The organism is Pseudomonas sp. XP2, from assembly GCF_053557975.1.
Genome location: NZ_JBNRIK010000028.1, coordinates 19,637 through 43,246 on the forward strand (window position 1 = coordinate 19,637; position 23,610 = coordinate 43,246).

The following is a 23,610-nucleotide window of genomic DNA, read 5'->3' on the forward strand; positions in this document are numbered from 1 at the left end:
TGGTTCCCCGGCGATAGGGCCGGTACAGGAAAACGGCGAACTTACAGGCCTGGCAACCGCTGGCGAATCTGCTCGATCACCTGGTCCATGCTGCCAGCATCCTGGGTATCGACCCGTGTGCTCTGCACCAGCTCCTGCGCATCCAACGCTTCACGGCTCGCCTGCTGGGCCTTGACCACATCCAGGGTGGCATCGGAGGGGTCGGTGTTTTCGGCCTGACGCTGCTCCAGCCAGCTGGCGATGACGGCCTCGGGTGCGTGGCAGTCGAGGATCAGGAACGGCACACCGGTCTGGCTGGCGACGTCTGCAGCAGCCTGGCGCTGTTCACGCTTGAGGTAGGTGGCATCCAGCACCACCGGGAAGCCGGCGCGCAAAACGGTGGCTGCCACTTCATGCAAACGTTGGTAGGTGGCGGCACTGGCATCCGGGTCATAAATGCCTGCAGTGAGTTGGCCGGCGTGGTCGTGCGGCTGATCGCCGAACAGGCGCTTGCGCTCGACGTCGGAGCGCACGCGAATGGCGCCCAAGGCCTCGACCAGGCGCATTGCCACGTGGCTCTTGCCCACTGCCGAGACACCATGGGTGATGGCCAGCAGCCGCGAAGGGATGGCGCTGTAGCTTTCCGCCAGGTTGGCGTAGTTGCGGTAGGTGCGCAGGGTAGTGGCCCGCTGCACGCCATCGGCATTGGCCGGCATGCTGAACAGCGCGACCTTGGCCCGTACCAGGGCGCGATAGGCTTTGTAGAAGTTGAGCACCTCCAGGCCTTCATAATCGCCGGTCAGCTCCAGGTACTGACTGATGAAACGTCGTGCCAGGCACTTGAGGCCGCGATCTTCCAGGTCCATGGCGAGGAAGCCGGTGTCGGCCCAGACATCGGTCATGCGGAACGGTTCGTTGAACTCGATGCAGTCGAAGATCACCACCTGGCCGTTGATCAGGGTCGCGTTGCCCAGGTGGATGTCGCCATGACACTCGCGGGTAAAGCCATTGGCCTTGCGCGAGGCGAACAGGCCTTGCAGCCGCTCGAAACTGCTCCGCGCCCACGCCTGCAGGTTGTCCAGTTGCAGCAGGTCGGCCTTGTCGCTGAGGAATGGGCGGATCTGCTCGAAGTTCTGCTCGACCGGGGCCATGACGCTTTCAGGCGAACCGTAGGGCTGCTCGGCAGATACCTTGGGGGTCTGCAGGTGAAACTCGGCAATTTGCCGGGCCATCTGGTCAATGTGCGCGGCATTCAGTTCACCATTGGCCTGCAGGGTGCTGAGCATCTGCCCCTGAGGGAACTGGCGCATCTTCAGCGCGTATTCGATGGCCTCGCCGTCGCCACCGATCTGCGGCGCTTCGACACTACCGGTCACCGCCAATACCTCCAGGTACAGGCCATCGGTCATGCGCTGGTTCAGGCGCAACTCTTCGTTACAGAAATGCTGGCGCTGACCCAGTTCGGTGAAATCGAGGAAGCCGAAGTTCATCGGTTTCTTGATCTTGTAGGCGTACTCGCCGGTGAGCAGCACCCAGGAGATATGCGTCTCGATGAGCTGGAACCCATCCACGGGGTGAGGGTACAGGGCGGGGTTCTGCAACGCAGTGATAAGAGCTTGGCTCACGGCAAATCCTTCCGGGGCAGGGAATTCGAATGCGCCATTATGGTCAATGGTGCCGTCCCTGCCTACCGCTGGGCCGTCTGCCCAGCCTTTATAAAGTGCGTATAATCCGCCGCCATGACCCGATCTCGAAATCCTCGTACCCCTCAGAAACCCTCGACCAGCCGTTCTCGCGCCTGGCTGGGCTGGGCTTTGAAGCTCAGCCTGGTAGGCCTGGTGATCGTTGCCGGCTTCGCGGTTTACCTCGATGCTGTCGTGCAGGAGAAGTTCTCCGGCAAGCGCTGGACCATCCCGGCCAAGGTGTATGCCCGGCCGCTGGAGCTCTTTACTGGTCAAAAACTGAGCAAAAACGACTTCCTTACCGAACTCGATGCGCTCGGCTACCGGCGTGAGAGCGCGGCCAACGGCCCAGGTGCGGCGGCCGTCAACGGCAATACCGTCGACCTCAACACCCGTGGCTTCCAGTTCTACGAGGGGATGGAACCGGCGCAGTTCGTGCGCGTGCGCTTCTCCGGCGATTACGTGGCGGGCCTTTCTGCGGCCAACGGCAAGGCGCTCGACGTGGTGCGGCTGGAGCCGCTGATGATCGGCGGCATCTACCCGAAGAACCTCGAAGACCGCATCCTGATCAAGATCGATCAGGTACCCAAGTACCTGCTCGAAACACTGGTAGCGACCGAAGACCGCGACTTCTACAGCCACTACGGCGTGTCGCCCAAGTCCATCGCCCGGGCAATGTGGGTCAACACATCGTCGGGGTCCATGCGCCAGGGGGGCAGTACCCTGACCCAACAGCTGGTGAAGAACTTCTACCTCAGCAGTGAGCGCAGCCTCAGCCGAAAGCTGACCGAGGCAATGATGGCGATGCTGCTTGAGCTGCATTACGACAAGCGCGAGATTCTCGAGGCCTACCTCAACGAGGTGTTCGTCGGTCAGGATGGCCAACGTGCAGTTCACGGTTTCGGTCTGGCCAGCCAGTTCTTCTTCAGCCAACCGCTGTCTGAGCTGAAACTGCACCAGATCGCCCTGCTGGTAGGCATGGTCAAAGGCCCGTCCTACTACAACCCGCGGCGTTACCCTGACCGTGCCCTGGCTCGCCGCAACCTGGTGCTCGACCTGGTGGCCGAGCAAGGCGTGGCCAGCCAGGCGGAAGTTGATGCAGCGAAGAAGATGCCGCTGGGCGTGACCAAGCGCGGCAGCCTGGCTGACAGCTCGTTCCCGGCCTTCCTCGACCTGGTCAAGCGTCAACTGCGCCAGGACTACCGCGACGAAGACTTGACTGAAGAAGGCCTGCGTATTTTCACCAGCTTCGACCCGATCCTGCAGATGAAGGCCGAAACTTCGATGAGCGAGACCTTCAAGCGCCTGTCGGGGCGCAAGGGTGCTGACGAGGTGGAATCGGCAATGGTCGTGACCAACCCGGAAACCGGTGAGGTACAGGCGCTGATCGGCAGCCGCCTGGCAGGCTTCGCCGGTTTCAACCGGGCCATTGATGCTGTGCGGCCGATCGGCTCGCTGGTAAAACCGTCGGTGTACCTGACTGCGCTGGAGCAGCCGAGCAAGTACACCCTGACCAGCTGGGTGCAGGATGAGCCATTTTCGGTCAAGGGTGCCGATGGTCAGGTCTGGCGCCCACAAAACTACGACCGTCGACCGCATGGCACCATCTATCTGTATCAGGGGCTTGCCAACTCGTACAACCTTTCGACTGCCAAGCTTGGCCTGGAAGTGGGCGTGCCCAATGTGATCAAGACCATTGGCCGGCTAGGGGTAAATGTCGACTGGCCAGCCTTCCCGGCCATGCTGCTGGGTGCTGGTGGCATGTCGCCGATGCAGGTTGCAACCATGTACCAGACCATCGCCAACGGCGGTTTCAACACCCCGATGCGCGGTATCCGCAGCGTGTTGACTGCCGAAGGCGAGCCGCTCAAGCGCTACCCGTTCCAGATCCAGCAAACCTTCGACCCGGGCGCCATCTACCTGGTGCAGAACGCCATGCAGCGGGTCATGCGCGAAGGTACCGGGCGCTCGGTGTACAACACCTTGCCGCGCTCGCTGACCCTGGCGGGCAAGACCGGTACCAGTAACGACTCGCGCGACAGCTGGTTCTCCGGCTTCAGCCAGGACCTGCTGGCCGTGGTGTGGATGGGCCGTGACGATAACGGCAAAACACCCTTTACCGGTGCCACCGGTGCCCTGCAGGTATGGACCAGTTTCATGAAAAAGGCCGACCCGCTGCCGCTGGACATGCCGCAACCGGACAACGTGGTGCAGGCCTGGATCGACCCTTACACTGGCCATGGGTCTGATGCCAGCTGTCCGGGAGCGGTGCAGATGCCGTATATTCGCGGGAGTGAACCGCCCGCCGGTGCGACCTGTGGCGGCGAGCAGAATCCTGCCGAGTCGGTCATGGACTGGGTCAAAGGCTGGATGAATTAAGCACAGGCTGCATTGATGAGGTGTGACGTGAACAAGTGGCTGTTTCCTGCCGTGACGGCGTTGGCTGTGCTCCAGGGGTGCTCAAGCGTCCCGCGCGGCAATATACCGGTGGTCGATTCGAGCACCCGCGTGTCCAACAGCGAGCGCGTGACGGCTAACCGCTCGGCGGGTGGCTATAACACGGGCACCGCGCAAGCGCAGACGCTGCCCGAAGACTCCGGTGTTACCGTGATGATTCCGCAGGGCGCTGGCGCTTCAGGTATCCAGACGTTCCCGGCTGCCAATGGCGCGGCACCGATCAGCACCTCGCCTATCACGCCTGGCCCGATTACCCCGGGCCCGGTCAGTTCGGCGCCGATGACCACAAACCCGAACCCGATCGCCGACGAGCCGTTCGACATCGCGGCCATGAACAGCGCCCCGGCAAGCACCAGCGCGCCAACCGGTATTCCGCGCAGCAGCACCGCTGCCGGTGGTCTGTCGGCCGACGAGCAGCTAGATGGCCCGGTGCTGGCCCTGTTGACCACCGCGCAGACCCAGCAGGGCAGTGGTGACTTCAACGGCGCTGCTTCGAGCCTTGAGCGTGCCCAGCGCATTGCCCCGCGCGAGCCGCAAGTGCTGTACCGCCTGGCCCAGGTACGCCTGTCGCAGGGTGATGCCGCCCAGGCCGAACAGTTGGCGCGTCGCGCCCTGACTTACGCCAACGGCCGGCCAAGCCTGCAGGCCGAGCTATGGAACACCATCGCCCAGGCCCGTGAAAAGCAAGGTGACAGTGCTGGCGCAGCACTGGCCCGGCAGAAGGCACGGGTCAATTCGTGATGATCGAGCAACGTATTCTGGATATTGCCGACCACCTGTTGCTGATCGAACGTGAACTGGTGGTGCAGGGGTGGTGGGATGACGAGCCACCCAGCGACGAGGCATTGGCCAGTACTGTGCCGTTCGCTGTCGATACCCTCAGTTTCGAGCAGTGGCTGCAATGGATTTTCCTGCCGCGCATGAAGATCATCATCGAGCTGGGCCATCCCCTGCCCAACGCCTCCAGCATCCTGGTCATGGCCGAGACCGTGTTTACCGACCGGCCGGAGCAAAGTCGTGAGCTGCGCCGACTGTTGGCAGCATTTGACCAATTGATCGCTCCTTCCGCCTGATTTCTTCAGTTTTTCCTTCAAGGGCCGCAGATTGTGGCCCTTTTTTGTGGAAATCTTATTTATTCTGCTGCTGAAGCGATTTTTAGTGGTGGCAGGAATTCATCTTGGGGAAAAATTGGCAATAATTTTTCTTGACATGTTGGCGCCGAATCACAAGAATCCAACTTCCGCTGTAGAGGGACTGCCAGAAGCAGACCCGCTAGGCAGATCATGAGGTGCACACCCGCGCCGACCTGTTACACCCCGCAACGCGTTACCTCGCGCTGGGTGGGAAAACCCCGCAACACTCTGGGGTGCTCCCAATACTTGCTCAGTCAGTGCTGACGTTTTCGCTCATGCTCTGCTTGGCAGTAAACCTATTAAGACCCGTCCACTAGGGACGGTATTCTGGCGTTTTAGAGGTGAACAACGTGGAGCTTTTATCTGGCGCTGAGATGGTCGTCCGCTTTTTGCGTGACGAAGGCGTTAAGCACATCTACGGGTACCCTGGTGGTGCTCTCCTGCATGTTTACGACGCGCTGTTCAAAGAACCGGAAGTGGAACACATCCTGGTTCGTCACGAGCAGGCGGCAACCCATATGGCGGACGGCTATGCCCGCGCCACCGGCAAGGCCGGTGTGGTGCTGGTAACCTCCGGCCCGGGCGCGACCAATGCCATTACCGGCATTGCCACCGCCTACATGGATTCGATTCCGATGGTCATCCTGTCCGGCCAGGTGCCTAGCACCATGGTGGGTACCGATGCCTTCCAGGAAACCGACATGATTGGTATCTCGCGGCCGATCGTGAAGCACAGCTTCATGATCAAGAACCCGACCGAGATCCCTGAAGTCCTCAAGAAAGCTTTCTACCTGGCGCAATCCGGTCGCCCAGGTCCGGTCGTGGTCGACATTCCAAAAGATATGACCAACCCGGCCGAGAAGTTCGAATACGTCTATCCGAAAAAGGTCAAGCTGCGTTCCTACAGCCCGGCGGTCCGTGGCCATTCTGGCCAGATCCGCAAGGCTGCCGAGATGCTCCTGGCTGCCAAGCGCCCGATCGTCTACTCCGGTGGTGGCGTGATTCTGGGCGGTGGCTCCGAAGCCCTGACCGAAATCGCCAAGTCGCTGAACCTGCCGGTCACCAACACCCTGATGGGGCTGGGTGGCTTCCCGGGTACTGACCGCCAGTTCCTCGGCATGCTTGGCATGCACGGCAGCTACACCGCCAACATGGCCATGCACAATGCCGACGTGATCCTCGCTGTGGGCGCACGCTTTGACGACCGTGTGGTCAACGGCCCGGCCAAGTTCTGCCCGAACGCCAAGATCATCCACATCGACATCGACCCGGCGTCGATCTCCAAGATGATCAAAGCCGACGTGCCAATCGTTGGTCCGGTCGACAGCGTGCTCAGCGAAATGCTCGGCATCCTCAAGGAAATCGGCGAGCAGCCTGACAAGGCGGCGCTGGATGCCTGGTGGAAGCAGATTGACGAATGGCGTGGCGATGGCGAGCTGTTCCCTTACGACAAGGGCGATGGCAACGTCATCAAACCGCAGAAAGTCATCGAGACCCTGTGCGAAGTGACCAATGGCGATGCCTTTGTGACCTCCGACGTGGGCCAGCACCAGATGTTTGCGGCGCAGTACTACCGCTTCAACAAGCCGAACCGCTGGATCAACTCCGGTGGCCTGGGCACCATGGGCTTCGGCTTCCCGGCGGCGATGGGCGTGAAGCTCAACTTCCCGGACCAGGACGTTGCCTGCGTGACCGGCGAAGGCAGCATCCAGATGAACATCCAGGAGCTGTCCACCTGCATGCAGTACGGCCTGCCGGTGAAAATTGTCAACCTGAACAACGGTGTGCTGGGCATGGTCCGCCAGTGGCAGGACATGGCCTACAACGGTCGTCACTCGCACTCGTACGTCGAGTCGCTGCCTGACTTCATCAAGCTGGCCGAGGCCTATGGCCATGTGGGTATCCGCATCACCAGCCTGAAGGACCTCAAGCCGAAGCTGGAAGAAGCGTTTGCGATGAAGGACCGCCTGGTGTTCATCGACATCGCGGTTGACCGCAGCGAGCACGTCTATCCGATGCAGATCAAGGATGGCTCGATGCGTGACATGTGGCTGAGCAAGACGGAGCGTACCTGATATGCGGCACATCATTTCCCTGCTGCTGGAAAACGAACCAGGTGCGTTGTCCCGTGTGGTCGGCCTGTTCTCCCAGCGCAACTACAACATTGAAAGCCTGACCGTGGCGCCGACCGAAGACCCGACCCTGTCGCGTCTGACGCTGACCACCGTTGGCCATGACGAAGTGATCGAACAGATCACCAAGAACCTGAACAAGCTGGTCGAAGTGGTCAAGCTTGTCGACCTGTCGGAAAGCGCTCATATCGAGCGCGAACTGATGCTGGTCAAGGTCAAGGCCACCGGTGCCCAGCGCGCCGAGATCAAGCGCACCACGGATATCTTCCGTGGCCAGATTGTCGACGTGACCGCCAGCGTGTACACCGTGCAGCTGAGCGGCACCAGTGACAAACTGGACAGCTTCATCCAGGCGATCGGCACTGCATCGATTCTCGAAACCGTGCGCAGCGGCGTTACCGGCATTGCCCGTGGCGACAAAGTGCTCAGCATCTAAATTCAAAAATTAGCGATGGCTCCGCAGGGGCCGAGATATAACCAGGGGTATTTCATGAAAGTTTTCTACGATAAAGACTGCGACCTTTCCATCATCCAGGGCAAGAAAGTCGCCATCATCGGTTACGGCTCCCAGGGCCACGCTCAAGCGTGCAACCTGAAGGACTCCGGTGTAGACGTTACCGTCGGTCTGCGTAAAGGTTCGGCTACCGTTGCCAAGGCTGAAGCCCACGGCCTGAAAGTTGCCGACGTTGCAACCGCTGTCGCTGCGGCTGACCTGGTCATGATCCTGACCCCGGACGAGTTCCAGGGCGCGCTGTACAAGAACGAGATCGAGCCGAACATCAAGAAGGGCGCTACCCTGGCCTTCTCCCACGGCTTCTCGATCCACTACAACCAGGTTGTTCCGCGTGCCGACCTCGACGTGATCATGATCGCACCGAAGGCCCCGGGCCACACCGTTCGCTCCGAGTTCGTCAAAGGCGGCGGCATCCCTGACCTGATCGCTATCTACCAGGACGCTTCGGGCAATGCCAAGAACGTCGCCCTGTCTTACGCTTCGGGCGTTGGTGGTGGCCGTACCGGCATCATCGAAACCACCTTCAAGGACGAGACTGAAACCGACCTGTTCGGTGAGCAGGCCGTTCTGTGCGGCGGTACCGTCGAGCTGGTCAAAGCCGGTTTCGAAACCCTGGTCGAAGCTGGCTACGCGCCAGAAATGGCCTACTTCGAGTGCCTGCACGAACTGAAGCTGATCGTTGACCTCATGTACGAAGGCGGCATCGCCAACATGAACTACTCGATCTCCAACAACGCCGAATACGGTGAGTACGTTACCGGCCCGGAAGTCATCAACGAAGAATCCCGCAAGGCCATGCGCAACGCTCTGAAGCGCATCCAGGACGGCGAGTACGCGAAGATGTTCATCTCCGAAGGTGCTACCAACTACCCATCGATGACCGCCAAGCGCCGCAACAACGCCGCTCACGGTATCGAAATCATCGGCGAGCAACTGCGCTCGATGATGCCGTGGATCTCGGCTAACAAAATCGTCGACAAGACCAAGAACTAAGTCTTATCGATAGATGAAAAACGCGGCTTCGGCCGCGTTTTTTCGTTCTGGGAGCCCGCTTCTGGTATAAAGCAGACCAGTGGCCTGCTGTCAGAACCTGTTTCGCGGGCCCGTGTCGAACATTTTCCATCCTGTTGCAAGGTACCCTTTATGAGCGAACGTCCCGAAGAGCCGAACAAGCCCTCCGACGCCGAAAGCCTGCTACCTGTCGATGAGCACGTTGAAGAAGGGCATGACGCCGAAGGCCGCAAGGTGCGCCACCGCGGCATCTACCTGCTGCCCAACCTGTTTACCACCGCCAACCTGTTTGCCGGCTTCTATTCCATCATCAGCTCGATGAGCGCACAGAGCGCCCTGAGTGCCGGTGACCCGCGCGAGGCGAGCAAGTACTTCGCCTTTGCCGCCATCGCCATCTTCGTGGCCATGGTGCTCGATGGCCTGGACGGCCGCGTTGCACGCATGACCAATACCCAGAGTGCCTTCGGTGCCGAGTACGACTCGCTGTCGGACATGGTTGCCTTCGGCGTGGCCCCTGCTTTGCTGGCATTTGGCTGGGCGCTGGGTGACATGGGCAAGGTCGGCTGGATGGTCGCCTTCATTTATGTGGCCGGTGCCGCGTTGCGTCTGGCACGCTTCAATACCCAGGTCGGCACTGCCGACAAGCGTTACTTCATCGGCCTGGCCAGCCCGGCTGCCGCAGGGGTGGTGGCGGGTACCGTGTGGGCGTTCAGCGATTACGGCATTCAGGGCTCCAAGCTGTCGTTCCTGGTGGCGCTGCTGGTAGCGGCTGCCGGCATGCTGATGGTCAGCAATATCAAGTACAACAGCTTCAAGGAGCTGGACCTCAAGGGGCGCGTGCCGTTCGTGGCCATCCTTGCCGTGGTGCTGGTATTTGCCGTCGTGTTCAGCGACCCGCCGCGCATCCTGCTGCTGATCTTCCTCGCCTATGCGGCATCTGGTCCGATCCAGTTCCTGCTGAAGGCGCGCCGGCGCAAAGCGTGAAAATCGCTTAACGCTGGAATAACCTTCCGGCTCCATAGTCATACTGGTACATCCGTTACCCAGTGCTATGGAGCCGCCCATGCTCATCAAGCTTCCCAGGTCTTCCGAGTGCAAGGCCTCGCAGATCACGCCAGAAGGCATCTACCTTTCCCGTCGCACATTGCTGGGTGGCTCGTTGGCCGGTCTGGCGCTGGGCGCCCTGCCAGGCGGGGCTGGGGCTGCAGAAGTCTCGCGTTATGCCGATGTGCAGGCCGGCACCGCGCCAGCCTGGTTCGCCGACAAGCTCGCTGCCACGCGCTGGCAGGCGATGACGGTGAAGGACGAGGCGATCACGCCGTTCAAGGATGCCACCCATTACAACAATTTTTACGAGTTCGGGCCCGACAAGGGTGACCCGGCAGCCAATGGCGATAGCCTGAAGACCGAGCCGTGGTCGGTTGTGGTGGATGGTGAGGTGGGCAAGCCTGGGCGCTATGCGCTGGAAGACTTCGTCAAGCCTTATCAGCTTGAAGAGCGGATTTATCGGCTGCGTTGCGTAGAGGCTTGGTCGATGGTTATCCCTTGGTTGGGATTCCCTTTGGCGCAGGTGCTCAAGCAGGTGGAGCCCACGTCCAAGGCGCGGTATGTGCGCTTCGAAACATTGAAGGATCCGCAGCACATGCCCGGGCAGCGTTCGGGGTTCGCCCTGATCGACTGGCCTTATAGAGAGGGGCTTCGCCTGGACGAGGCAATGCACCCTTTGGCGATCCTGGCGGTAGGCATGTATGGCCGCGAACTGCCGAACCAGAATGGCGCGCCGTTGCGCCTGGTGGTGCCGTGGAAGTATGGCTTCAAGAGCATCAAGTCGATCGTGCGCATCAGTTTGGTGGCTGAACAGCCCGGCACTACCTGGGAAGGGCTGGCGCCGGATGAGTATGGCTTCTATGCCAATGTGAACCCTACGGTCGATCACCCGCGCTGGAGCCAGGCACGTGAGCGCCGATTGCCCAGCGGGTTGTTCAGCCCCAATGTGCGAGAGACCCAGATGTTTAATGGCTACGCCGATGAAGTGGCGTCGCTGTATACCGGGCTCGATCTGCGGAAGAACTATTGATGCGTTACCCCTGGTTTCGCCTGGCTATTTTCGTCGTGGGATGTCTGTTCCCGGCGTGGTGGTTATATGAGGCAGCGATGAACCTGCTGGGGCCTGACCCCGGGAAGATCATGATGGATCGCCTTGGGCTTGGGGCACTCACCTTCCTGTTGGTGTCCTTGAGCATGACGCCACTGCAGAAGGTGACGGGCTGGTCGGGGTGGATCGTGGTGCGTCGGCAGCTGGGGTTGTGGGTGTTTGCTTATATAGTGCTGCACATCCTTTGTTACCTGTTCTTTATTCTTGGGCTGGATTGGGGGCAGTTGGCGGTGGAGCTGAGTAAGCGGCCCTACATTATTGTGGGTGCGCTTGGGTTCCTGTGCTTGCTGGCCTTGGCGGCTACCTCGAATCGGTATAGCCAGCGGCGGCTGGGGGCGCGGTGGAAGAAGCTGCACAGGTTGGTGTATCTGGTTCTTGGGCTGGGCTTGCTGCACTTTTTGTGGATCGTGCGTTCGGACCTGCGGGAGTGGGCTGTCTATGCGTTTATTGGTGCTGTGCTGATGGTGCTGCGGATTCCTGCTGTTGGGCGGGGGCTTTCGAGGGTTGGTCGGAAGCAGGGCAGGGCGGTTTGAGAGTGAGGTGGGGCTGCCAAGGGTCGGTCTCGAGATAGTAGTGGCTGTGAAAGGTGCTTGCCTTTGATCTTGTGGCGCCTGTGAGATCGAGCGCCGCCCGCGCGGCGCATCGCGACGCAAGGCCGCTCCCACATTTGTTTCGGGCCAGTCCAGCCTGTGCCATTGGCGCGCGCCCCCTTGTTTGTTCCCTTCAATATTGAAGGTTGCGCCGCCCCTTCACTGCAATCTCCAGCCATACACCCAGGGTGCGAGTGCGGAAGAGGCAGGAGTAACTGGCCCGAAACAAATGTGGGAGCGGCCTTGCGCCGCGATGCGCCGCGCGGGCGGCGCTCGATCTCACAGGCGCTGACTGTGTTGTGGCGGACACCTGGTGGCCTTTCTACGGTGTTCCCTGCTTATATTTCAGTTTCTTGAAATTAAAGGTTGACGCCCTTCTGAATCCCCTTATAATGCGCCCCACTTCCAGCGACATCGGAACGACAAACTCCTTGAGATTCAATGAGTTAAGTAGTTAAGGTGGCGTTGAAAGGGCTACGATCGAAAGATCGCAAGCGGTTGAAATGGTGGTTGACAGCGCTTCTAAACGCTGTATTATTCACCTCCCGCTACGAGAGATCGCAGCGAGTTAAGTGATTGAAGCTAAACGAGTTTCTCGCAAAAAACTTCAAAATAAACGCTTGACAGGCTCTGAGGAATGCGTAGAATGCGCGCCTCGGTTGAGACGAAAAGCTCTTAACCAAACGCTCTTTAACAAATCGAATCAAGCAATTCGTGTGGGTGCTTGTGAGTACGGACTGATAGTCAAAAAGATTATCAGCATCACAAGTGACCATGCGAGAAATCACATAGTCATTTGAGATTGCTGAGCCAAGTTTAGGGTTTCTTAAAAACCCAAGCAGTATTGAACTGAAGAGTTTGATCATGGCTCAGATTGAACGCTGGCGGCAGGCCTAACACATGCAAGTCGAGCGGATGAGAAGAGCTTGCTCTTCGATTCAGCGGCGGACGGGTGAGTAATGCCTAGGAATCTGCCTGGTAGTGGGGGACAACGTTTCGAAAGGAACGCTAATACCGCATACGTCCTACGGGAGAAAGCAGGGGACCTTCGGGCCTTGCGCTATCAGATGAGCCTAGGTCGGATTAGCTAGTTGGTGAGGTAATGGCTCACCAAGGCGACGATCCGTAACTGGTCTGAGAGGATGATCAGTCACACTGGAACTGAGACACGGTCCAGACTCCTACGGGAGGCAGCAGTGGGGAATATTGGACAATGGGCGAAAGCCTGATCCAGCCATGCCGCGTGTGTGAAGAAGGTCTTCGGATTGTAAAGCACTTTAAGTTGGGAGGAAGGGCATTAACCTAATACGTTAGTGTTTTGACGTTACCGACAGAATAAGCACCGGCTAACTCTGTGCCAGCAGCCGCGGTAATACAGAGGGTGCAAGCGTTAATCGGAATTACTGGGCGTAAAGCGCGCGTAGGTGGTTTGTTAAGTTGGATGTGAAAGCCCCGGGCTCAACCTGGGAACTGCATCCAAAACTGGCAAGCTAGAGTACGGTAGAGGGTGGTGGAATTTCCTGTGTAGCGGTGAAATGCGTAGATATAGGAAGGAACACCAGTGGCGAAGGCGACCACCTGGACTGATACTGACACTGAGGTGCGAAAGCGTGGGGAGCAAACAGGATTAGATACCCTGGTAGTCCACGCCGTAAACGATGTCAACTAGCCGTTGGAATCCTTGAGATTTTAGTGGCGCAGCTAACGCATTAAGTTGACCGCCTGGGGAGTACGGCCGCAAGGTTAAAACTCAAATGAATTGACGGGGGCCCGCACAAGCGGTGGAGCATGTGGTTTAATTCGAAGCAACGCGAAGAACCTTACCAGGCCTTGACATGCAGAGAACTTTCCAGAGATGGATTGGTGCCTTCGGGAACTCTGACACAGGTGCTGCATGGCTGTCGTCAGCTCGTGTCGTGAGATGTTGGGTTAAGTCCCGTAACGAGCGCAACCCTTGTCCTTAGTTACCAGCACATTATGGTGGGCACTCTAAGGAGACTGCCGGTGACAAACCGGAGGAAGGTGGGGATGACGTCAAGTCATCATGGCCCTTACGGCCTGGGCTACACACGTGCTACAATGGTCGGTACAGAGGGTTGCCAAGCCGCGAGGTGGAGCTAATCTCACAAAACCGATCGTAGTCCGGATCGCAGTCTGCAACTCGACTGCGTGAAGTCGGAATCGCTAGTAATCGCGAATCAGAATGTCGCGGTGAATACGTTCCCGGGCCTTGTACACACCGCCCGTCACACCATGGGAGTGGGTTGCACCAGAAGTAGCTAGTCTAACCTTCGGGAGGACGGTTACCACGGTGTGATTCATGACTGGGGTGAAGTCGTAACAAGGTAGCCGTAGGGGAACCTGCGGCTGGATCACCTCCTTAATCGACGACATCAGCCTGCTGATGAGCTCCCACACGAATTGCTTGATTCATTGTNGAATGTTGATTTCTGACTTTTGTCAGATCGTTCTTTAAAAATTCGGATATGTGATAGAAATAGACTGAACACCAGTTTCACTGCTGGTGGATCAGGCTAAGGTAAAATTTGTGAGTTCTGCTCGAAAGAGCGACGTGCGAATTTTCGGCGAATGTCGTCTTCACAGTATAACCAGATTGCTTGGGGTTATATGGTCAAGTGAAGAAGCGCATACGGTGGATGCCTTGGCAGTCAGAGGCGATGAAAGACGTGGTAGCCTGCGAAAAGCTTTGGGGAGTCGGCAAACAGACTGTGATCCAGAGATCTCTGAATGGGGGAACCCAGCCAGCACAAGCTGGTTATCTTGTACTGAATACATAGGTGCAAGAGGCGAACCAGGGGAACTGAAACATCTAAGTACCCTGAGGAAAAGAAATCAACCGAGATTCCCTTAGTAGTGGCGAGCGAACGGGGACCAGCCCTTAAGTTGGTTTGAGATTAGTGGAACGCTCTGGAAAGTGCGGCCATAGTGGGTGATAGCCCCGTACACGAAAATCTCTTATCAATGAAATCGAGTAGGACGGAGCACGAGAAACTTTGTCTGAATATGGGGGGACCATCCTCCAAGGCTAAATACTACTGACTGACCGATAGTGAACTAGTACCGTGAGGGAAAGGCGAAAAGAACCCCGGAGAGGGGAGTGAAATAGATCCTGAAACCGTATGCGTACAAGCAGTGGGAGCCTACTTTGTTAGGTGACTGCGTACCTTTTGTATAATGGGTCAGCGACTTATATTCAGTGGCGAGCTTAACCGAATAGGGGAGGCGTAGCGAAAGCGAGTCTTAATAGGGCGTTTAGTCGCTGGGTATAGACCCGAAACCGGGCGATCTATCCATGGGCAGGTTGAAGGTTAGGTAACACTGACTGGAGGACCGAACCGACTACCGTTGAAAAGTTAGCGGATGACCTGTGGATCGGAGTGAAAGGCTAATCAAGCTCGGAGATAGCTGGTTCTCCTCGAAAGCTATTTAGGTAGCGCCTCATGTATCACTGTAGGGGGTAGAGCACTGTTTCGGCTAGGGGGTCATCCCGACTTACCAAACCGATGCAAACTCCGAATACCTACAAGTGCCGAGCATGGGAGACACACGGCGGGTGCTAACGTCCGTCGTGAAAAGGGAAACAACCCAGACCGTCAGCTAAGGTCCCAAAGTCATGGTTAAGTGGGAAACGATGTGGGAAGGCTTAGACAGCTAGGAGGTTGGCTTAGAAGCAGCCACCCTTTAAAGAAAGCGTAATAGCTCACTAGTCGAGTCGGCCTGCGCGGAAGATGTAACGGGGCTCAAACCATGCACCGAAGCTACGGGTATCACCTTTTGGTGATGCGGTAGAGGAGCGTTCTGTAAGCCTGTGAAGGTGAGTTGAGAAGCTTGCTGGAGGTATCAGAAGTGCGAATGCTGACATGAGTAACGACAATGCGAGTGAAAAACTCGCACGCCGAAAGACCAAGGTTTCCTGCGCAACGTTAATCGACGCAGGGTTAGTCGGTCCCTAAGGCGAGGCTGAAAAGCGTAGTCGATGGAAAACAGGTTAATATTCCTGTACTTCCAGTTATTGCGATGGAGGGACGGAGAAGGTTAGGCCAGCCTGGCGTTGGTTGTCCAGGTTTAAGGTGGTAGGCTGAAATCTTAGGCAAATCCGGGATTTCAAGGCCGAGAGCTGATGACGAGTTGCCTTTAGGCGACGAAGTGGTTGATACCATGCTTCCAAGAAAAGCTCCTAAGCTTCAGATAACTGGGAACCGTACCCCAAACCGACACAGGTGGTTAGGTAGAGAATACCAAGGCGCTTGAGAGAACTCGGGTGAAGGAACTAGGCAAAATGGCACCGTAACTTCGGGAGAAGGTGCGCCGGCGAGGGTCAAGGACTTGCTCCGTAAGCCCATGCCGGTCGAAGATACCAGGCCGCTGCGACTGTTTATTAAAAACACAGCACTCTGCAAACACGAAAGTGGACGTATAGGGTGTGACGCCTGCCCGGTGCCGGAAGGTTAATTGATGGGGTTAGCGCAAGCGAAGCTCTTGATCGAAGCCCCGGTAAACGGCGGCCGTAACTATAACGGTCCTAAGGTAGCGAAATTCCTTGTCGGGTAAGTTCCGACCTGCACGAATGGCGTAACGATGGCGGCGCTGTCTCCACCCGAGACTCAGTGAAATTGAAATCGCTGTGAAGATGCAGTGTATCCGCGGCTAGACGGAAAGACCCCGTGAACCTTTACTATAGCTTTGCACTGGACTTTGAATTTGCTTGTGTAGGATAGGTGGGAGGCTTTGAAGTGGGGACGCCAGTTCTCATGGAGCCATCCTTGAAATACCACCCTGGCAACTTTGAGGTTCTAACTCAGGTCCGTTATCCGGATCGAGGACAGTGTATGGTGGGTAGTTTGACTGGGGCGGTCTCCTCCCAAAGAGTAACGGAGGAGTACGAAGGTGCGCTCAGACCGGTCGGAAATCGGTCGTAGAGTATAAAGGCAAAAGCGCGCTTGACTGCGAGACACACACGTCGAGCAGGTACGAAAGTAGGTCTTAGTGATCCGGTGGTTCTGTATGGAAGGGCCATCGCTCAACGGATAAAAGGTACTCCGGGGATAACAGGCTGATACCGCCCAAGAGTTCATATCGACGGCGGTGTTTGGCACCTCGATGTCGGCTCATCACATCCTGGGGCTGAAGCCGGTCCCAAGGGTATGGCTGTTCGCCATTTAAAGTGGTACGCGAGCTGGGTTTAGAACGTCGTGAGACAGTTCGGTCCCTATCTGCCGTGGACGTTTGAGATTTGAGAGGGGCTGCTCCTAGTACGAGAGGACCGGAGTGGACGAACCTCTGGTGTTCCGGTTGTCACGCCAGTGGCATTGCCGGGTAGCTATGTTCGGAAGAGATAACCGCTGAAAGCATCTAAGCGGGAAACTTGCCTCAAGATGAGATCTCACTGGGATCTTGAATCCCCTAAAGGGCCGTCGAAGACTACGACGTTGATAGGTTGGGTGTGTAAGCGCTGTGAGGCGTTGAGCTAACCAATACTAATTGCCCGTGAGGCTTGACCATATAACACCCAAGCAATTTGCTAGCGCAGATTGCGGTGGTGAAGATGATACGAACCGAAAGTTCGCAACGAACCACAAATATCACATATCCGGATTCGCTGGGCTGTCCATTTGGACATTCTGGCTACAGAATTTCTTGACGACCATAGAGCATTGGAACCACCTGATCCCATCCCGAACTCAGCAGTGAAACGATGCATCGCCGATGGTAGTGTGGGGTTTCCCCATGTGAGAGTAGGTCATCGTCAAGATTCATTTCGCAAAACCCCTATCTGCGCATGCAGGTAGGGGTTTTGTCTTTGTGGGCAAAAAATCTCAGCCCTGCCCGAACCCCTGTAGGAGCAGCCTTGTGCTGCGAAGAGGCCGGTAAGGCTAAAGATTATCTTCGGCTGCAATGGCCTCTTTGCAGCACAAGGCTGCTCCTACAGGGGTCTGTGGTAAGTCGCCTCCCACAATTTGAGCCAGAACACTAGAATAGGCCCACGCACCTTTCCAGAAGCGCCATATGCCCAACCCTGACGAACACGAAGCCTTGGCCCAATTGCCGCTGGACGAGCTTGTCGCCTGCCACGAATGCGACCTGCTGCTCCGTAAGCCTGTGCTCAAGCCCGATGAAAAAGCCCAATGCCCACGTTGCGGCTACGAGCTCTATGCCCATCGGCATAATGTAGTCAACCGCAGCCTGGCTCTGGTACTGACCGCGTTGTTACTGTTCGTACCTGCCAATTTTCTACCGATCATGCAGCTGCACCTGCTTGGCCAGACCTCGGACGATACTGTCTGGAGCGGCGTACTCGGCCTGTACAATTCGCAGATGCGTGGTGTAGCGGTGGTCGTGTTCCTCTGCAGCATGGCCATCCCCCTGGCAAAACTGCTCTGCCAGCTGGCGGTATTACTGAGTATTCGCTTGAACATGGGCCGTAACTTCGGCCTGCTGTTCTATCGCATCTATCACCACTTGCGTGACTGGGGCATGCTCGAGGTCTATTTCATGGGGGTGCTGGTGGCCATCGTCAAGCTGGTGGACCTGGCCGAACTGACCGTGGGCCTGGGGTTGTTCTGTTTCATCAGTCTGTTATTGGTCCAGGTGTGGCTTGAAGTGGTGATGTCTGCGCACCAGATCTGGAGTGCGCTATCGGGGGAGGACCTGCATGCGGGCGATTGATGCAGGCATTCTTGTCTGCAATGAATGTCATGAACTGAACAAGCAAGTGCCAGATAGCACTTCGCAGCACTGCACGCGCTGCGGCGCCATTGTGCATGCTCGCCGCCCTAACAGTATCGTGCGCACCTGGGCGCTGCTGGTTGCTGCGTCGATCCTGTACATCCCGGCCAACCTGCTCCCTATCATGACCGTGAGTACACTCGGGCAGGGCAGCCCGGACACGATCATGTCCGGCGTCATCACCCTGCTCAAGCACGGTATGGTGCCCATTGCCGCCGTGGTGTTCATTGCCAGTATCCTGGTGCCCACGTTCAAGCTGGTGGGCATTGGCTTGCTGTTGTACTCCGTTCAGCGTCACCAGCCGCTTTCGGCTCGGCAACGGATAATGATGTATCGCTTCATTGAATTCATTGGGCGCTGGTCCATGCTCGATATCTTCGTCATCGCCATTCTGGTGGCAGTGGTGAATTTCGGCCGAATCGCCAGTGTCGAAGCCAACCTGGGCGCTGTCGCCTTCGCAACTGTGGTGATCCTGACAATGCTTGCCGCTTTAACTTTCGATCCCCGACTGATTTGGGATAACACGGAGTCGGATGACGACCATGAGTGACCTGCCAACGGCTAAAACCCGCCCAGCCTCAAACTGGTCGGCCATCTGGATCCTGCCCTTGATCGCCCTGATGATCGGGGGCTGGCTCGCATGGCAGGCCTACAGCGCGGCCGGCGTGGAAATTGAAGTCCGCTTCGAGTCGGGTGAAGGTATCGTCGCCAACAAGACCGAAGTCATCTACAAGGGCATGCCGGTAGGCAAAGTGAAGAGCCTGGTACTCGATGCCGAGGGCGACAACCAGGGGGTGATCGCCACCATCGAGATGAACAAGGCCGCCGAGCCTCACCTGACCAAGGGCACACGCTTCTGGCTGGTGAAACCGAGTGTGAGTCTGGCGGGTATCACCGGCCTTGAAACCCTGGTGTCGGGTAACTACATCGCCGTCAGCCCGGGCGAGGGGGAGCGTACCAAGCGCTTTACCGCGTTGAAGGTGGCGCCGCCGCTCTCGGATTCGGAGCCAGGCCTGCATTTGACCCTCAAAGCCGAAAGGCTCGGCTCGCTCAACCGTGACAGCCCGATATTCTACAAGCAGATCCAGGTGGGTCGGGTGAAGAGCTATCGCCTGTCCGAGGACCAGAGCACCGTCGAGGTCAAGGTGTTCATCGAGCCTGCCTACGCCAGCCTGGTGCGCAAGCACACGCGTTTCTGGAACGCCAGCGGCGTCAGTATTGATGCGTCGCTGTCGGGTGTGAAGGTGCGCAGCGAGTCGCTGTCGAGCATCGTGGCCGGTGGTATCGCTTTTGCTACGCCGGAGTACCGCAAGGACAGCCCGCCCACCGATCCGAGCCTGCCGTTCCGCCTGTACGAAGACTTCGATGCAGCCCAGGCAGGTATCCGGGTCAAGGTGAAGCTGAGCGATTACGAGGGCCTGCAGGCAGGCCGCACGCCGGTCATGTACAAGGGCATCCAGGTGGGCTCGCTGAAAGCCCTGAAAATGGAAGACAACCTGTCCAGCGCATCGGCCGAGCTGACGCTGGACCCGCTGACCGAAGACTACCTGGTCGAGGGCACACAGTTCTGGGTGGTCAAACCGTCCATTTCCCTTGCAGGTATCACTGGCCTGGAAGCGCTGGTCAAAGGCAACTACATCGCCATACGCCCGGGGGAGAAGGGTGAGCGACCCGAGCGTGAGTTCGAGGCCCGCGCCAAGGCGCCGCCGCTCGACCTCAAGGCGCCGGGGCTGCACATGGTGTTGTTTGCCGATACCTTGGGGTCGCTGGAGATCGGCAGCCCGGTGATGTACCGCCAGGTCAAGGTGGGTAGCGTGCAGAGCTATCAGTTTGCGCGTAACAGCAACCGCATCCTGATCGGTGTGCATATTGAAAAGGAATACGAAAAACTGGTTAACGGTTCGTCGCGCTTCTGGAACGTCAGTGGCATCACCCTGACGGGCGGCCTCTCGGGCATCAAGATCAAGAGTGAGTCGCTGCAAACGCTGATGGCCGGCGGTATTGCGTTCGACACGCCGCGCCCGGATGTGGCGCTGAAACGCCGCATTCCACGCTTCCGCCTGCATGACAGCCAGGAGGCGGTAAACCGCGCGGGTACTTTGATCACCGTCCGTGTAGACCGTGCAGATGGCCTGAAGCCGGGTACGCCGATCCGCTTCCGTGGCCTGGATGTGGGCAGTATCGAAAGCGTTGACCTGACCAATGACTTGCAGGCAGTGCTGCTGCGGGCACGTATCACCGAAGCGGCGGACCGTATTGCCCGTGCCGGTACGCAGTTCTGGGTGGTCAAGCCGGCATTGGGCCTGGTGCGCACCGAGAACCTCGACACCCTGATCGGCGGGCAGTACCTGGAGGTACAGCCAGCAACCAAGGACCGTGGCCCTCAGCGCGATTTCATCGCTTTGGCCGATGCCCCGCAAGTGACGGGGCCGGAGGTCGGCTTGCCCTTGACCCTCAGCGCCCCGCGCCGTGGATCGATCAAGCCGGGTGTGCCAGTGACATACCGTGAGGTGGCGGTCGGCAAGGTGACAGGCTTCGAGTTGGGGCAGAGCGCTGACCGCGTGCTGATCCATATCCTCATCGAGCCACGCTATGCGGCACTGGTACGCAGTGGTAGCCGCTTCTGGAACAGCAGTGGCTTCGGTTTCGACTGGGGGCTGTTCAAGGGGGCTACGGTGCGTACCGAGTCGGTGGAAACCCTGATCGATGGCGGTATCGCTTTTGCGACGCCGGATGGCGAGCAGATGGGCAACCCGGCCCGGCCGCAGCAGACCTTTGCCTTGTTCGACAAGGCCGAGGATGAATGGCTGCAGTGGGCGCCGAAGATTCAGATAGCCAAGTAATGTAAAAGCAGGGTCGCCAACTGCGGCCCTGCTTTTTTGTGGGAGCGGCCTTGTGTCGCGAAAGGGGCGCGTAGCGGCCCCTCGGTCTCAGCGCAGAAGCTGAGATTGCCGGGGCTGCTTTGCAGCCCTTTCGCGACACAAGGCCGCTCCTGCAGAGACCGAGCTCCACATGGAGCCGTGCCCGCAAGCATAAATCGCAGGCAACAAAAAACCGACCCTAGGGTCGGTTTTTCGAATAGCGCGTCGCTTAGGCAGCTGCAGCTTCTTTCAGCGCCTTGATGTGGCCATTCAGACGGCCTTTGTGACGAGCAGCTTTGTTCTTGTGGATGATACCTTTGTCGGCCATACGGTCGATTACAGGTACAGCCAGAACGTAAGCGGCTTGCGCTTTGTCGGCGTCTTTTGCGTCAATGGCTTTAACTACATTCTTGATGTAGGTGCGGACCATGGAACGCAGGCTGGCGTTGTGGCTGCGACGCTTCTCAGCCTGTTTTGCACGTTTCTTGGCGGAAGGTGTGTTGGCCACCGTCGAGCTCCTCGAAAGACTTTAGGTAAATAGCAAACAAAATAGGCCGCGAATCATGCCGATCAGTAGATCGATTGTCAAGGCCACCTGCAAGGTTCCGCCGAGCGGTGCGCCAACAAGAGGGAAAGATTCCTTTCTGCTGCGCGACCTGTACACTCGGGAATTTTTGGCTCCCCTGCGAAGGCGCGGGAGTATCGCACATTCGGACGCTGTCTGGCAGCGTCCTCTGCCCTTGGCGTGAATCTTTTCGATGAACCTGCTCAAATCCCTGGCTGCAGTAAGCTCGATCACCATGGTTTCCCGGGTGCTGGGCTTCGTGCGTGACACCATCCTGGCTCGCATCTTTGGTGCCGGTGTTGCCACTGACGCCTTCTTTATCGCGTTCAAATTGCCCAACCTGCTGCGGCGCATTTTCGCCGAGGGTGCGTTTTCCCAAGCTTTTGTGCCGATCCTGGCCGAGTACAAGACCCAGCAGGGCGAGGAAGCGACGCGTACCTTCATCGCCTACGTCAGCGGCCTGCTGACCCTGGTCCTCGCCCTGGTGACTGCCATCGGTATCCTGGCGGCGCCATGGGTGGTATGGGCAACAGCCCCCGGTTTTGTCGACAACGCGGAAAAGTACGAGCTGACCACCGCCCTGTTGCGGGTGACCTTTCCTTATATATTGCTGATTTCGCTTTCTTCCCTGGCCGGCGCAATCCTCAATACCTGGAACCGTTTTTCGGTACCGGCCTTCACCCCGACCCTGCTGAACGTGGCGATGATCGCCTTTGCCGTGCTGCTGACGCCGTACTTCAACCCGCCAATCATGGCCCTGGCCTGGGGTGTGCTGGCGGGTGGCCTGGCGCAGTTGTTGTACCAGCTGCCGGCATTGAAGAAAATCGGCATGCTCGTGCTGCCGCGTCTGAATCTCAAGGACGCGGGAGTGTGGCGGGTGCTGAAGCAAATGCTGCCGGCGATTCTTGGGGTATCGGTGAGCCAGATCTCGCTGATCATCAACACCATCTTTGCCTCCTTCCTGGTGGCCGGCTCGGTGTCGTGGATGTATTACGCCGACCGCCTCATGGAGCTGCCGTCGGGCGTGCTGGGCGTGGCCCTGGGCACCATCCTGCTGCCGACCCTGGCCAAGACCTACGCCAACAAGGACCGCGAGGAATACTCGCGGATCCTCGACTGGGGCCTGCGCCTGTGCTTCCTGCTGGTGCTGCCGTGCACCCTGGCGTTGGCCATTCTTGCCGAGCCGCTGACCGTTGCGCTCTTTCAATATGGCAAGTTCAGCGCGTTTGATGCGGCCATGACCCAGCGGGCGCTAATGGCCTATTCCGTAGGCTTGCTGGCGATCATTCTGGTCAAGGTACTGGCACCCGGCTTCTATGCGCAGCAGAATATCCGCACACCGGTGAAGATCGCGATTTTCACCCTGTTCTGTACCCAGCTGTTCAACCTCGCCCTGGTCGGCCCGCTTGCGCATGCCGGCCTGGCGCTGGCGATCAGTCTCGGTGCGTGCCTGAATGCCGGCTTGCTGTTCTGGAAGCTGCGCAGTCAGCAGTTGTTCGAGCCTCAGCCAGGCTGGGCAGTGTTTCTGCTCAAGCTTGTTCTGGCAGTGGCGTTGATGTCGGCGGTCCTGTTGGCGGGCATGCACTATATGCCGGCCTGGGAGCAGGGCATCATGCTTGAGCGCTTCATGCGGCTTGGCGCACTGATCCTGGCTGGTGTCGTGACGTATTTCGGCTGCCTGTACCTGTGCGGCTTCCGGCCCCGGCATTTCGCCCGCAAGGCCTTGCACTGAGGCTTCAGGTGGGTCAGGCGTCGGTTTTTCGCATTCCACGCCGCCCTTGGGC

Annotated in this window: 15 protein-coding genes and 3 rRNA genes; 16 read left to right on the forward strand and 2 right to left on the reverse strand. The window is 58.2% G+C overall.

The genetic code is table 11. From position 1 onward, the window contains the following. Positions 1-41 precede the first annotated feature (41 nt). Positions 42-1,604: a bifunctional aminoglycoside phosphotransferase/ATP-binding protein gene (locus ACK1VC_RS23625; protein ID WP_070086835.1), complete on the reverse strand. Its 1,563-nt coding sequence runs from the start codon at positions 1,602-1,604 to the stop codon at positions 42-44. Between the two features lie 114 nt (positions 1,605-1,718). Between ACK1VC_RS23625 and mrcB the strand changes: the two genes are divergently transcribed. The 15 genes from mrcB (at position 1,719) to ACK1VC_RS23700 (ending at position 21,243) form a co-directional block, all read left to right on the forward strand. Then, a complete protein-coding gene (gene mrcB / locus ACK1VC_RS23630) occupies positions 1,719-4,040 on the forward strand; it encodes a penicillin-binding protein 1B (RefSeq protein WP_016489139.1) in 2,322 nt (773 codons plus the stop codon). A gap of 15 nt (positions 4,041-4,055) precedes the next feature. Further along, positions 4,056-4,859 carry a tetratricopeptide repeat protein gene (locus tag ACK1VC_RS23635; RefSeq protein ID WP_016489138.1) on the forward strand — a complete coding sequence of 268 codons (804 nt, stop codon included), beginning with the start codon at positions 4,056-4,058 and terminating at the stop codon, positions 4,857-4,859. Then, on the forward strand, positions 4,859-5,191 hold the full coding sequence (locus ACK1VC_RS23640) for a YqcC family protein (protein ID WP_016489137.1): 333 nt from the start codon (positions 4,859-4,861) through the stop codon (positions 5,189-5,191). The genes ACK1VC_RS23635 and ACK1VC_RS23640 overlap by 1 nt, the downstream gene beginning before the upstream one ends. Positions 5,192-5,601: 410 nt before the next feature. Next, positions 5,602-7,326, forward strand: a complete 1,725-nt coding sequence (locus ACK1VC_RS23645; protein ID WP_031311555.1) for an acetolactate synthase 3 large subunit — start codon at positions 5,602-5,604, stop codon at positions 7,324-7,326. A gap of 1 nt (position 7,327) precedes the next feature. Then, positions 7,328-7,819 carry an acetolactate synthase small subunit gene (gene ilvN / locus ACK1VC_RS23650; RefSeq protein ID WP_003250040.1) on the forward strand — a complete coding sequence of 164 codons (492 nt, stop codon included), beginning with the start codon at positions 7,328-7,330 and terminating at the stop codon, positions 7,817-7,819. 54 nt (positions 7,820-7,873) lie between these two features. Continuing rightward, entirely contained in the window at positions 7,874-8,890 is a 1,017-nt protein-coding gene (ilvC, locus tag ACK1VC_RS23655; protein ID WP_003250043.1) for a ketol-acid reductoisomerase, read from the forward strand. Positions 8,891-9,040: 150 nt separating this feature from the next. Beyond that, the gene (gene pssA, locus ACK1VC_RS23660; RefSeq protein WP_003250045.1) at positions 9,041-9,892 is read left to right on the forward strand and encodes a CDP-diacylglycerol--serine O-phosphatidyltransferase; all 852 of its coding nucleotides are present in this window, start codon (positions 9,041-9,043) and stop codon (positions 9,890-9,892) included. 79 nt (positions 9,893-9,971) lie between these two features. After that, a complete protein-coding gene (gene msrP, locus ACK1VC_RS23665; RefSeq protein WP_095117288.1) occupies positions 9,972-10,985 on the forward strand; it encodes a protein-methionine-sulfoxide reductase catalytic subunit MsrP in 1,014 nt (337 codons plus the stop codon). Next, positions 10,985-11,596, forward strand: coding sequence for a protein-methionine-sulfoxide reductase heme-binding subunit MsrQ (msrQ, locus tag ACK1VC_RS23670; protein ID WP_191086983.1), 612 nt, complete (start codon positions 10,985-10,987; stop codon positions 11,594-11,596). The genes msrP and msrQ overlap by 1 nt, the downstream gene beginning before the upstream one ends. 903 nt (positions 11,597-12,499) lie before the next feature. After that, positions 12,500-14,036: ribosomal RNA gene (locus ACK1VC_RS23675) — 16S ribosomal RNA — on the forward strand. Positions 14,037-14,283: 247 nt separating this feature from the next. Continuing rightward, a 23S ribosomal RNA gene (locus ACK1VC_RS23680) occupies positions 14,284-17,176 on the forward strand. Positions 17,177-17,310: 134 nt separating this feature from the next. After that, positions 17,311-17,426 (forward strand): 5S ribosomal RNA (gene rrf, locus ACK1VC_RS23685). Together the 16S, 23S and 5S rRNA genes form the textbook arrangement of a ribosomal RNA operon. Positions 17,427-17,680: 254 nt before the next feature. Next, positions 17,681-18,340 carry a paraquat-inducible protein A gene (locus tag ACK1VC_RS23690; RefSeq protein WP_023048220.1) on the forward strand — a complete coding sequence of 220 codons (660 nt, stop codon included), beginning with the start codon at positions 17,681-17,683 and terminating at the stop codon, positions 18,338-18,340. Beyond that, the gene (locus tag ACK1VC_RS23695) at positions 18,327-18,950 is read left to right on the forward strand and encodes a paraquat-inducible protein A (RefSeq protein WP_016484774.1); all 624 of its coding nucleotides are present in this window, start codon (positions 18,327-18,329) and stop codon (positions 18,948-18,950) included. Before ACK1VC_RS23690 ends, ACK1VC_RS23695 begins: the two co-directional genes overlap by 14 nt. Continuing rightward, positions 18,943-21,243 carry a PqiB family protein gene (locus tag ACK1VC_RS23700; RefSeq protein WP_024718079.1) on the forward strand — a complete coding sequence of 767 codons (2,301 nt, stop codon included), beginning with the start codon at positions 18,943-18,945 and terminating at the stop codon, positions 21,241-21,243. Before ACK1VC_RS23695 ends, ACK1VC_RS23700 begins: the two co-directional genes overlap by 8 nt. Before the next feature lie 247 nt (positions 21,244-21,490). On the opposite strand, the gene rpsT is transcribed toward ACK1VC_RS23700, so the two are convergent. Continuing rightward, the gene (gene rpsT / locus ACK1VC_RS23705) at positions 21,491-21,769 is read right to left on the reverse strand and encodes a 30S ribosomal protein S20 (RefSeq protein WP_016484776.1); all 279 of its coding nucleotides are present in this window, start codon (positions 21,767-21,769) and stop codon (positions 21,491-21,493) included. Between the two features lie 250 nt (positions 21,770-22,019). Between rpsT and murJ the strand changes: the two genes are divergently transcribed. Beyond that, positions 22,020-23,558, forward strand: coding sequence for a murein biosynthesis integral membrane protein MurJ (gene murJ / locus ACK1VC_RS23710; protein ID WP_016484777.1), 1,539 nt, complete (start codon positions 22,020-22,022; stop codon positions 23,556-23,558). The last annotated feature ends 52 nt before the right edge of the window (positions 23,559-23,610 follow it).

Excerpts from the sequence above, each read along its gene's own strand:
- ACK1VC_RS23635 (WP_016489138.1), top strand. The coding sequence starts at position 4,056 with ATGAGGTGTGACGTGAACAAGTGGCTGTTTCCTGCCGTGACGGCGTTG.
- ACK1VC_RS23640 (WP_016489137.1), top strand. The coding sequence starts at position 4,859 with ATGATCGAGCAACGTATTCTGGATATTGCCGACCACCTGTTGCTGATC.
- mrcB (WP_016489139.1), top strand. The coding sequence starts at position 1,719 with ATGACCCGATCTCGAAATCCTCGTACCCCTCAGAAACCCTCGACCAGC.
- ilvC (WP_003250043.1), top strand. The coding sequence starts at position 7,874 with ATGAAAGTTTTCTACGATAAAGACTGCGACCTTTCCATCATCCAGGGC.
- ilvN (WP_003250040.1), top strand. The coding sequence starts at position 7,328 with ATGCGGCACATCATTTCCCTGCTGCTGGAAAACGAACCAGGTGCGTTG.
- ACK1VC_RS23695 (WP_016484774.1), top strand. The coding sequence starts at position 18,327 with ATGCGGGCGATTGATGCAGGCATTCTTGTCTGCAATGAATGTCATGAA.
- msrQ (WP_191086983.1), top strand. The coding sequence starts at position 10,985 with ATGCGTTACCCCTGGTTTCGCCTGGCTATTTTCGTCGTGGGATGTCTG.
- ACK1VC_RS23690 (WP_023048220.1), top strand. The coding sequence starts at position 17,681 with ATGCCCAACCCTGACGAACACGAAGCCTTGGCCCAATTGCCGCTGGAC.
- pssA (WP_003250045.1), top strand. The coding sequence starts at position 9,041 with ATGAGCGAACGTCCCGAAGAGCCGAACAAGCCCTCCGACGCCGAAAGC.
- murJ (WP_016484777.1), top strand. The coding sequence starts at position 22,020 with ATGAACCTGCTCAAATCCCTGGCTGCAGTAAGCTCGATCACCATGGTT.
- msrP (WP_095117288.1), top strand. The coding sequence starts at position 9,972 with ATGCTCATCAAGCTTCCCAGGTCTTCCGAGTGCAAGGCCTCGCAGATC.
- ACK1VC_RS23700 (WP_024718079.1), top strand. The coding sequence starts at position 18,943 with ATGAGTGACCTGCCAACGGCTAAAACCCGCCCAGCCTCAAACTGGTCG.